This is a genomic window from Pseudomonas savastanoi, assembly GCF_020917325.1.
GTDB lineage: Bacteria > Pseudomonadota > Gammaproteobacteria > Pseudomonadales > Pseudomonadaceae > Aquipseudomonas > Aquipseudomonas amygdali.
The window spans coordinates 2,861,605-2,872,811 of record NZ_CP076652.1; the positions used below are offsets into that span (position 1 = coordinate 2,861,605).

Consider the following 11,207-nt stretch of genomic DNA (forward strand, 5'->3'; position numbering starts at 1 on the left):
ACGCGATTTCCTGTGTTCTTTTTATAAGGATCGGGTGGGTCAAGGTTGCAGAACGACCTTCAATGATTTGTCGCCACGCTCCATGACCGCGAACGCCTCCTTGAACTCCGCCAGGGGGAATTTGTGCGTGACGACATCGCGCATGTCGATCTTGCGATTGCCGATGAAGTCGATGGCACGCGGGTACATGTAGGGCCCCAGATGGGAGCCGAGTACGTCCAGTTCCTTGCGGTCGCCAATGATCGACCAGTCCACCGTGGCCTCGTCGTTGAACACGCTGAACTCAACAAAACGCCCGAGTTTACGCAGCATCGCCAGGCCCTGATTGACCGCCTTGTGATGCCCGGTGGCTTCTATATAGATGTCGCAGCCGTAGCCGCCGGTGATCTCACGGATCTTCGCCAGTACATCGACCTCGGCCGGGTTCCACACCTCGTCAGCGCCCATGCGCAAGGCGAGGGCGGCGCGCTCGGGTTTCATGTCCAGCACGATGAGTTTTTTCGGGTTGCGCATACGCACTGCGCCAATGATCCCGAGGCCCAGCGTGCCCGCACCGGCGACCACCACGATGTCGTCGAAATCGACATTGGCTCGTTCTGCCGCGTGCAATGAGCAGGCCAGCGGTTCGATCAGGATCGCTTCGTCCGGGGCAATCGAATCCGGCACTTTATGGATGATGCCTTCTTTGGTGAAGATCATGTACTGGGCCATCGCGCCCTGCACGTTGTTCTGAAAGCCGTACAGGTCGTGTTTCTGACACATCCAGTATTGTCCGTGGTTGCAGAAGCGGCAGCCCCAGCATGGGACGATCTGCTCGGAAATCACCCGGTCGCCGATCTGCACGCCACGCTTTTCTGCACCTGGGCCGAGTGCGACCACCCGGCAGACAAATTCATGGCCCGGAATCATCGGTGGCTTGACGTAACGGGGCTGCTCGGCATCGCCCCAGAATGACGGAGCGCCGCGATAGGTCTTGATGTCGCCCATGCAAATCCCGCATAGCTCTACCTTGGTGAGGATTTCGTCGGGGCCTGGCGTCGGCACATCGACGGTCTCCAGCCGGTAGTCTTCCGGGCCATAGCAAACCACCGCTTGCATGGTGGACGGAATCACGGGAGAGAGTTGTTCGGCAGTGCGTTCAATGACGGTGGACATGACGATAAACCTCGCAACAGAAAAGTGAATTACTGGATGCTGTAGCCGCCGTCGATCACCACGTTTTCGCCGGTGATCATGCTGGCGGCATCGCTGAGCAGGTACAGGGCCAGCCCGGCTATTTCCTCCGGCTGGGCGAAGCGGCCTGCCGGGATCTGCGATTTGGCCCGCTCTCCGACTTCGCCCGCCCAGGCTTTTTTGCCCAGCGCGGTCTCGACGATGGTGGGCGAGATGGCGTTGACGTTGATGTGCGGTGCCCACTCCATGGCCAGTACTTTGGTCATGCCGACCACGGCGGCCTTGCTTGCGCAGTAGGCGACGTGCCGGTCCAGGCCGATTACGGCGGCCTGCGAGGCGAGGTTGACGATGCGCCCGCTGCCTTGGGTGAGCATGTGCCGGGCGCAGGCCTGCGCCACGAAAAAGCTGGCTTTCAGATTGATATCCAGAGTGGTGTCCCAAGCCTCTTCGCTGACATCGAGAGCCTTGTCCAGCACGGCAACACCGGCGCTGTTGACCAGATAGTCGATGCGCTTGAAGTGCTCGAACACGGTGTCGATGGTGCTGTTGACCTGATCGACCCTGCGCAGATCGACTGTGATGCCGATGTTCCCGCTGCCAAGGCTGGCAGCCACGTCGACCACTGCCAGGTCCCGGTCCAGAAGTGCGACCCGCGCGCCTCGCTCGACCAACAGGCGGGCACAGGCAAGACCAATCCCTGCGGCCCCGCCAGTAATGACCGCGCAACGGCCATTGAGATCGAAGGCCTTGTTCCAGAATTCAGACATGAAAATGACTCCTGTAGCGCTGGTTGATTGATGATTCGTCACGCTCTGCGTGTTGCCGCACACGCAATATCGGACGCGGAGCGCCCAGAGCTGCGCTCCCACGCTGGAGCGAACGGTGCCGGCAGGGACACCTCTCGTTCCTCACGCTCCGCGTGGGAATGCCTTTCGTGACGCTCCGCGTCACAAATCTGCGCTACGACGCTTGGCTTACTTGCCGCCGCTGACCTGTTGATACAGCGCGTCGGCGTTGGCATCGGTGACCGGCACCCAGGGCAGGATGTAGTTCTTGTCCGTGCCGTCGCCCCATTTGACGTCCTTGGCGTAGCGCTGCCAGATCACCGACTGCGGCTTGTAGTCTTTCCCGGCCAGGGCGCGCAGGGCGACATCGAGTGCGCCCTGGGATTGCGCCTGAGCGTCTTGCAGGAAGGTGGTGATTTCATTTTTCTTCGCCGCCTGAATGGCATCAGGCATGCCGTCGATGGAGGTGATCGGCACGTCCGCAGGCTTCAGGTTGCGGGATTTCACCGCTTGCAGGGCCCCGAGAGCCATGTCGTCGTTCTGCGAGATGATCCCTGAGATACCGCCGTTCTGATGCGCGTTGAGCCAGTCTTCGGTCAGCGTCTGGGCTTCGGCACGTGACCAGTTGGCGGTTTTCTTCTCAATGATCTTCATGTCCGGGTGTTTGCTCAGGACTTCCAGCTCGCCCTTTTCCCGATCAATCTGTGCCGACTGGCCAATCGGCCCCTGAATGATCACCACATTGCCTTTGCCTTTGAGCTTGTCGACCATGGCCTGTGCCTGGAGGCGACCGCCCTCGACATCGTCGTTGCCGACGTAGGGCACTTTGTTGCCGGCAACCCGGGTGTTGGAAGCGATCACCGGAATGTCGTTCTCCATCGCCCTTGCCACGGTGCCGACGCCCGCCTTGGTGTCGATGGGTACAAAAATGATCGCATCGTAGTGCTGGGTGATCATGGTTTCGATCTGGTTGTTCTGGGTCAGTGCGTCGTAATTGCCGTCGAACACAGTGATCTTCACGGTGCCGTCCTTGACCGCCGGATGCTCCTTGAGCTCACGCACCCAGTTCTGCATGAACTGCCCCTTGAGGCCGTATACCGCCGCGCCGATTTTGTAGGTTTTGCCATCGGCGGCCAGGGTGATGCTGCTGGCGAGCAGGGAGAGCGCCGCAACAGCGGCCAGGGATGTACCGAATTTCATGATGAGAACCTCGTTATTGTTGTAATCAGTCGTTCATACAGAGGAAAAGGCCTGGGCTCTGTACGTAAAGTGGCTGCGCTCGGTGATGCTGCGTTAAAAACAGGCTCGGAATGCTCATTTACAACACGTAGACTCCGCTTCCTCGCCTGTTTTTGCCTTGCCTGACCTTCGCTCGCCGACTTTTCGTACAGAACCTAGCGTTTTTTCTTGCGCCACACGTCAATCAACACCGCAAACACGATAATCAGGCCCTTGGCGACCTGCTGGTAATAGGAGGACACGCCGAGCAGGTTCAGGCCGTTGTTGATCACTCCGATCAGCAATGCGCCGAACAGCGTGCCGACGATGCTGCCGGTGCCTCCCGACAGGCTGGTGCCGCCGATGACCACCGCGGCGATGGCGTCCAGCTCATAAGACATACCGGCCTGGGGCAGGGCGGAGGTGGTTCTTGCGGACAACACCACGCCAGCCAGTCCCGCCAGCAGCCCGGAAACCACGTACACCGAAAACATCACCTTGCGCACACCGATCCCGGAGGTACGCGCGCTTTTTTCGTTGCCGCCGACGGCGTACACATAGCGGCCATAAGTGGTGTAGCGCAGGACCATCCAGAAAATCAGCGCGACTACGGCAAAGATGATGATGGGCACGCCAATCGGGCCGACCCTGCCGATGCCCAGCGCCAGATACTCTTCGGGCAAGTCCGTCACCGGGCTGCCGTCATTGAGGATGAAGGTCATGCCACGGGCGATACTGAGCATGCCCAGGGTGGCCACAAACGGCGGGATTGAAAGGTTGGCGACCATGAAGCCGTTGACCACGCCGAGCATGGCCCCGGCGAACATACCGGCGCTGACCGCAGCCAGAAGGCCGTAACCCTGCGTCGCCACCAGCGCGCTGCACAACCCGGCGAACGCCAGAATAGAGCCGACGGAAAGGTCGATGCCCTTGGTCAGAATCACGTAAGTCATGCCGACCGCAAGAATGCCGTTGATCGAGGTCTGGCGCAGGATGTCCATCCAGTTGCGCCAGGTCATGAAATACTCACTGGCGAAGGCCATCACCAGGCACAGCAGAATAAACACCAGCGGCAGGCCAAAGCGATCGACGGACAAACGCAGGCGGCTGCGTGGCGCAGTGGTAGCAGGGGCGATAATGGTTTTGGCATTCATGAGGCAAGACTCAGCAGGACTTCCTGGGAAAGATCGGCATCGCTGCTGATGGTCACCAGCCTGCCACCCTTGAACACAGCGATTCGGTCACTCAGGCGCAACAGTTCCGGTGCTTCCGACGAAACCACGATGGCGGCCCCGCCAGCGCGTACGAACTGATCCAGCAGGTGATAGATTTCCTGTTTGGCGCCCTCGTCAATGCCTCGGGTCGGCTCGTCGCAGAGCAGGCAGACCGGCTCGGTCGAAAGGCATTTGGCGAGGACCACTTTCTGCTGGTTGCCGCCGCTCATCGACGCAACGGGCAGGTCCAGTGATGCGGTCTTGATCTGCAGGCGTCTGGCCATGTCTTCGGCCAGCTTGTGCTCTTTGCGCGCATCGATCAGCGACCAGTTCGACAACTGTCTGTAAGCCGACAAGGCGATGTTGGAAAGGATGCTGCCACTGAGTACCAGGCCGCTGTCCTTGCGGTCTTCGGTGACCAGTGAAACGCCTGCACGGATGGTTGCCTTGGGCAGGCCGACCGGCATGGGTTTGCCTTGCAGGGTGACGCTGCCCGAGTCGGGAATGGTCAGGCCGTACAGGCAGTTGAGAAACTCACTGCGACCCGAGCCCATCAGCCCGTAGATGCCGAGAATTTCACCGTGACGCACGTGCAGGCTTATGTCTTCGAATTCGCCGTTGCGGCTCAGGCTCTCGACATTCAGGCAGCACTCGGCGGCGCATTCACGACCGACCTTGTGGTCGATGCGCTGCAACTCCTGGCCCACGATACCGCGCACCAGGTGTGCCCGGTCGATATCAGCCATGCGCCCGCTTTCGACGAAAGCGCCATCGCGAAAGATGCTGTAGTCGTCGGCAATCTGCGCCAGCTCGCTGAGGCGGTGAGAGACATAGATGATGCCGGCGCCTCGGGCAGCCAGTCGGCGAATGGCCTTGAACAGGGTTTGCGCCTCGCGCTCGCCAATCGCCGAGGTGGGCTCGTCCATGATCATCACTTCACAGTCGTGACTGAATGCCTTGGCAATCTCCACCAGCTGTATCTGCGCCACACTCAGCAAGTGCATGGGGCTGGTGGCGTCGACATCGAACTCCAGTTCTTCCAGCAGCTCGCGGGTGCGCCGATTCAGTTCCTTGCTGTCGACGATGCACCCGGCACGGCGTGGTTCGCGGCCCAGCCAGATGTTCTCGGCGACGGTCATGAAGGGGATCGGCTCCAGTTCCTGGGTGATCATTGCGATTCCGGCTGCGAGGGCGTCGCCAGGACGGCTGAACTGCACCGGTTCGCCGTTGAGCAGGATGGTCCCGGCATCGCGCTGGGTGATGCCCATCAGAATACTCAGGAAGGTGGACTTGCCCGCGCCATTGCCGCCACACAGGGCATGCACGCTCCCGGCTCGTAATGACAGACGCCCGTCACGCAGGGCGGGGATACCGGCGTAAGCCTTGGTGACATTTTCAGCCTGGAGCAGTAATGGCGTAGCCATTGGCGTGTCCTCGTGCTGTGAATTCTTATTAGATGCACTGATGCGTTGCTCAGTGAGCATATGTGTATCAAATGAAATTCTGATCAGTCAATCTCTTTCATATAAAAGTTTTGGAGCATCGATTTTTGGCGTCTCCTATCGTAAATGAGAGCTTTTGCTCAGTGTTCATGCAAAAAAGCCGCTTGACAGTACGTCGCTAATGCCCGAGAAATGACTGATCGGAATTTCACCGATTGAACATTTGGTCAGACAATAAGAACTCGGCAGCGGAGCCTGATGCCATGAACACACCTTTCCCGGTGGCTATCGGATGTGATGAAGCGGGTTATGAACTCAAGGAACTGTTGAAGCGCCATATCGAGTCACTGGGTTATCCGGTGACTGACTTCGGCACGCATTCCACTGCCCCGGTGCTCTATCCGGACATTGCTCTGGCAGTCGCCACGGCGATCAATGCCGGCCAGCAGCGTCTTGGCGTGCTGGTCTGTGGTACCGGAATAGGTATGGCCATCTCTGCCAACAAGGTCTTTGGCATTCGTGCAGCTCAGGCTCACGACACTTACTCGGCAGAGCGGGCACGCAAGAGCAACGATGCGCAAATTCTTTCCGTCGGTGCACGAGTGATCGGTGCGGAACTGGCGAAAAGCATCGTCAAATCGTTTCTGGAGTCGGAGTTCGAGGCGGCTCGCTCCGGCGCCAAGGTCGAGCGTATTAACGCGATAGAGCGTGACGGGCACCAATAGTGAGTAGACGGCACAGGGCGGGAGTAGAGAGAATGCGCCTTTGACGTCGAAACGGAAGCTCGTCCACATGAGTGACAGTACCCAGCGCATGGCCAGCGACATCGATCTGATGACTGAAGTCGCGATGCTCTATTACCTTGAGAACGTCACTCAGGAAGCCATCGCCAAACGCTTTGACCTGTCGCGCGCAAAAGTCAGTCGGCTGCTCAAGCGCGCACGCGATGAAGGTATTGTCGAAGTGCGCGTGCTGCAGCACCCGGCAATGAACAACGAGCTGGAGCTGGCGCTGGTAGAGCGCTTTCAGCTCGACAGGGCGCTGATAGCAGTCGACCACAGCGACCCCGACACCCAACGCTCGGCGGTCGCCAGCCTGGTTGCCAACTACCTGAACAAAACCCTGAGCGATGGAATGATCGTTGCCGTGGGCATGGGCCGTAATGTCGGCGCAGTGGCGGATAACGTGTTTTTGCCGGTCACGCGCAACTGCACATTTGTCTGCGCCATTGGCGGTTCGCTCAAGGCTGGCGAATACATGAACCCCGATCATATCTGCCGCCGTCTGGCGCTGCGTTTCGGTGGCGAAAGTGAAAGCCTGTACGCGCCGGCGCTGGTGGCCAACCCCGAGCTGCGCAGCATTCTGATCAGCAATGACACTGTGCGCTCCACACTGGACCGTGCCCGCCGCGCAGACATGGCGCTGATTGGTATCGGTGACATGAGCGAAAACAGCAACATGGTGCGTATGGGCTGGTTTTCCCCGCAGGAGATTGCCCAGGCCAGATTGTCCGGTACCGTGGGCGACATGATGGGCTATGATTTCATCGATATTCACGGCCAGCCGGCAGTCAATGCCATTCAGGGCAGGGTTATCGGCCTGACCGTGCAAGAGCTGTTTCGTATCCCGGATGTAGTGGCCATCGCCAGCGAAAACACCAAAGCCGCCGCCACGCTGGGTGCATTGCGCTCAGGTGTGATCAATACCCTGGCGACCACTGTCACTAACGCCCATACCATCCTTGCGCTGGATGACGCGACGCGCAAAAACTGAACCGACACGCAGGATGGCGTGGCGTCGAAAAACCTCTGCAGCGCAAGGTCATAACAAGAAAGGACAAGGACGATGATTCTGAAAGTGACAGGTATCGTGATCGCGATACTGAGTTTTATTCTGCTGTTCATGGGGGCGCAACTGGTCGCTGCCGGGGGCTCTCCCGCCTACTCGATCATTGCTCTGGTCTTGCTGGCCACGGCAACCCTGATCTTTCTGAAAAAGAAGTCGGCGCTGACCCTGTACGCATTGCTTATGTGGGGGATTCTGATCTGGATCATCTACGAAGTCGGCTTTGACAAATGGCAATGGATCCCCCGCGGTGACCTGTTTGCGCTGATCGGCCTCTGGCTGGCGCTGCCCTGGGTGGTGCGGCCGCTTTATCAGGCTGGCTCGAGCTTCGATAAGCGTCGTTTTCATCCCTTCCTTGGCAGTACGCTGGGGGTGATGCTGGTGATTGTGGTTGCGCTGATGTTTCATGACCCGTACCCGCTTCAAGGGCAGATCAGTAATGCAACGCCCACCCGTAGCGCCGAGTCGGCAGGCAAGGACTGGGCAGCGTATGGCGGAACCACTGCCGGTCAGCGTTTTTCCAGTCTTGATCAGATCACCCCGAAGAACGTCGGCAAGCTGTCGGTCGCTTGGGAGTACCACACCGGCGACCTGCGTGACGCAGGCAAGGATGCGGGCGAGTACACCTTTGAAGCGACGCCGCTGAAGATCAACGACCGGGTGTATGTGTGTACGCCGCATAATGAAGTGCACGCGTTGAACCCACAGACCGGGGCACTGACCTGGAAATACACGCCCGAGAAAAAACGCTCTTACCTGCAGCAGCATCAGACCTGCCGGGGCGTCAGCTATTATTCCGCTGCATCCAGCTCGACTGGCCAGGTGCCACAGCCCGCTCAATGCGCAAAACGCATCATTACTGCCACCGCAGATGCCAGGCTGGTCGCGCTTGATGCAGACACCGGTAAATTGTGCGGCGATTTCGGCAATGGTGGCGTGATCGACTTGAGCGTCAATATGGGCGAGATTCGTCCACACGCGCTGATGCAGACCTCTGCGCCACTGATTGCAGGCGAATTGATCGTGATTGGCAGTTCGGTGATGGATAACGGCTACGACGACGGCAACCCGTCCGGCGTCATCCGCGCCTATAACGTCATGACTGGCCAGTTGGTGTGGAACTTCGATCCGCAAAACCCGGACATTACCCAGCCAATAGCGGCCGACCAGAACTACCCACAAGACACACCTGTTGCCTGGGCAACCCTGAGCGCCGATGTTGAAAACGGTCTCGTGTACGTTCCCTTCGGCAATGCCTCGCCCGACGAAACCGGCACCCGGCGTGACCCCGGCAGCAATACCGAGAAGTTTCGCGATGCACTGGTGGCGCTGGACTTGAAAACAGGTGCGCTGCGCTGGAAGTTTCAGTCGTCGAACAATGACCTGTGGGATCGCGACAACCCTTCACAGCCTTCACTGCTTGCCGTGGGAAAAGACGGCAACAGGCAGCCTGCGTTGTTGTTGCCGACCAAAGTCGGGAATATCTTCGTGCTCAACCGCCTGACCGGCGAGCCGATAGTGCCTGTTGACCAGGTCAGCGTTCGCACCGAAGGCGGAGTTGCGGGCGAGCGTTTCGCGGCGACCCAGCCGGTCTCAAGGCTTAACTTCATCCCCCCGGCGTTGACCGAGAAGTCCATGTGGGGCATTACGCCTTTCGATCAGATGGCCTGCCGGATTACCTACAACTCACTTCGTTATGACGGCAATCCCTGGACACCTGCCACGGAGGCGGGCTCGCTGATCTATCCCGGCAACATCGGTGTGTTCAACTGGGGCTCGGTGGCGGTTGATCCTGACCGCCAATTGTTGATGGCAACACCGGTGCGCCTTGCTTACATCTACAACCTGATCAAGCGACCCGATCAGGCAGCGCAGAAGCGTCTGTTCACTCAGGAAGGCAAGCCGTACTGGAACGAAAACTTCAACGGTGACTACGCCATCCGCATTTCAAGGTTCGCCTCTAGCCTTGGCATTCCCTGCACCGCGCCACCATGGGGAACCCTGGCGGGGGTTGATCTGGCCACCGGCAAAACCGAATGGACACGCCGGGTTGGCACCACCAAAAACCTCAAGACCAGCTTCATGCAGGAGCGTTTTCCAGTCGGTTTTCCGATGGGCATGGTCGCCCATGGTGGTCCGCTGGTTACTGCAGGCGGTCTGGTATTCCATGGGGCGACAGCGGATAACTTCTTTCGCGCTTACGATGTGAATAACGGAGACGTACTCTGGGAGCATGAATTGCCGGCTGGAGGGCAAGCGACGCCTTCGACCTATACCGGCAATGATGGCAAACAGTACGTGATCATTGCGGCTGGCGGCCACGGGTCGCTTGGTACGACACTGGGTGACAGTGTGATTGCCTTCCGGCTTGATTGAGATCGGGTCAGGGCAGGGGAAAGGGCCGGAAAAGGCCCTTTTCAGCATTTGCATGATGCATCTGCATCGCGTCAGGCAGTATCAGCCGCCTGCCATCCAGCGTGCCAGACCGTGCCGGCCGCTGACGCCGAGTTTGGCGGTGGCGCGCTTGAGGTAGGTTTCCACCGAGCTGTTCTTCACCTTCAGGCGCTGCGCCATTTCGGCCACAGTGCCACCGGTCAGCAAACCCAGGCACACCTCCTGCTCGCGTGCCGACAGCGTGACCGAATCCTGTGCCAGCCTGCCACTGAAAGCTTGATCCAGAGAACCGGGCTCCGGCTCGATACGGGGCTTGCGATGGCCTGCCTGGGCAAGGATTTGCGCATGATGCTCGACCAGCGGCAACAGTGTGTCGGAGAGACTCTTGAGTAATGAAAGCTCGGTCAGGGAAAACGCGCGCAGGGAAGTCAACCGATAAACGCAGATGATCCGTCGACGGTCACCGCTGCTGGAAACGAGATTGCACTGGTGAGTATTTTGCTGTGGGCGTTGCGCGTCAAGCGGGGTTTTGAGCTGGACCAGCAACGGTGCCTGCATGTCCAGAATGCTTGATAGCAGAGGATGGTCTGTTGTTTCGGGGCTCGGAGGATCGTGCTGCAGGCCGGCGCTGCCGAGCAGATTGATGCGACTGATACTGCTCTGACGCACGTCCAGTGTCCATTCACTGAGGTCAAGCCCGTGAATAGGCACCAGCGCATCCACCAATTGCAACATCTGCTCGGAAAATGTGGCGGCACCGGTACTGGAAACCAGTTGAGCCAATTGCAGATAGAAGCGTGGATCGTCGCTGTATTCGAAATGTTGCGCCGTGTTCATCTTGAGCTTTCCTGATTCCGACCGCGCAAAAAGGACCTTGGTCGACTGCCGCGCGGTAACTACTGATTGCAATAACTGACAAGCCTGATGACTGGACTGGGTCTTTGGTATTCAGCCAAAGCTTTTGTCGTGCGTCTGTAACGGAAAACGGGGACAGATTTTCAACCTGCCAAACATGTATAAGCGATGAAGAGTGGCTATAAGCCAGTCTCCGGGGTCTGTCCGGGTTTAAGGGGCCATACATAGGCAGGTCGGCAGTGCTTAATCCGCGGCCTACCTGTCAAGAAGGACCTTGAGCC

Annotated in this window: 9 protein-coding genes; 3 read left to right on the forward strand and 6 right to left on the reverse strand. The window is 58.8% G+C overall.

Going from position 1 to position 11,207, the window contains the following annotated elements; genetic code table 11:
* Positions 1-39 precede the first annotated feature (39 nt).
* The 5 genes from KP808_RS12415 to KP808_RS12435 all read right to left on the reverse strand — a co-directional run bounded on the left by KP808_RS12415 (position 40) and on the right by KP808_RS12435 (position 5,814).
* The gene (locus tag KP808_RS12415) at positions 40-1,155 is read right to left on the reverse strand and encodes an erythritol/L-threitol dehydrogenase (protein WP_005777414.1); all 1,116 of its coding nucleotides are present in this window, start codon (positions 1,153-1,155) and stop codon (positions 40-42) included.
* Positions 1,156-1,184: 29 nt separating this feature from the next.
* Positions 1,185-1,940 (reverse strand): SDR family oxidoreductase, encoded by a 756-nt coding sequence (locus KP808_RS12420; RefSeq protein ID WP_122259878.1) that lies wholly within the window; start codon positions 1,938-1,940, stop codon positions 1,185-1,187.
* Between the two features lie 207 nt (positions 1,941-2,147).
* Positions 2,148-3,158 carry a substrate-binding domain-containing protein gene (locus KP808_RS12425; RefSeq protein WP_057403056.1) on the reverse strand — a complete coding sequence of 337 codons (1,011 nt, stop codon included), beginning with the start codon at positions 3,156-3,158 and terminating at the stop codon, positions 2,148-2,150.
* Positions 3,159-3,352: 194 nt separating this feature from the next.
* Positions 3,353-4,330, reverse strand: coding sequence for an ABC transporter permease (locus KP808_RS12430; RefSeq protein ID WP_057403057.1), 978 nt, complete (start codon positions 4,328-4,330; stop codon positions 3,353-3,355).
* Complete coding sequence (locus KP808_RS12435; protein ID WP_230018708.1) at positions 4,327-5,814, reverse strand: sugar ABC transporter ATP-binding protein; 1,488 nt, start codon at positions 5,812-5,814, stop codon at positions 4,327-4,329. The genes KP808_RS12430 and KP808_RS12435 overlap by 4 nt, the downstream gene beginning before the upstream one ends.
* A gap of 281 nt (positions 5,815-6,095) precedes the next feature.
* On the opposite strand from KP808_RS12435, the gene rpiB reads away from it, so the two are divergent.
* The 3 genes from rpiB to KP808_RS12450 all read left to right on the forward strand — a co-directional run bounded on the left by rpiB (position 6,096) and on the right by KP808_RS12450 (position 10,053).
* Positions 6,096-6,557, forward strand: coding sequence for a ribose 5-phosphate isomerase B (rpiB, locus tag KP808_RS12440; protein ID WP_024671533.1), 462 nt, complete (start codon positions 6,096-6,098; stop codon positions 6,555-6,557).
* Between the two features lie 67 nt (positions 6,558-6,624).
* Positions 6,625-7,605, forward strand: a complete 981-nt coding sequence (locus KP808_RS12445; protein WP_004662175.1) for a sugar-binding transcriptional regulator — start codon at positions 6,625-6,627, stop codon at positions 7,603-7,605.
* A 72-nt stretch (positions 7,606-7,677) separates the two neighbouring features.
* Positions 7,678-10,053 (forward strand): glucose/quinate/shikimate family membrane-bound PQQ-dependent dehydrogenase, encoded by a 2,376-nt coding sequence (locus tag KP808_RS12450; protein ID WP_230018711.1) that lies wholly within the window; start codon positions 7,678-7,680, stop codon positions 10,051-10,053.
* A gap of 81 nt (positions 10,054-10,134) precedes the next feature.
* On the opposite strand, the gene KP808_RS12455 is transcribed toward KP808_RS12450, so the two are convergent.
* The gene (locus KP808_RS12455) at positions 10,135-10,908 is read right to left on the reverse strand and encodes a helix-turn-helix transcriptional regulator (protein ID WP_219171621.1); all 774 of its coding nucleotides are present in this window, start codon (positions 10,906-10,908) and stop codon (positions 10,135-10,137) included.
* Between the last annotated feature and the right edge of the window lie 299 nt (positions 10,909-11,207).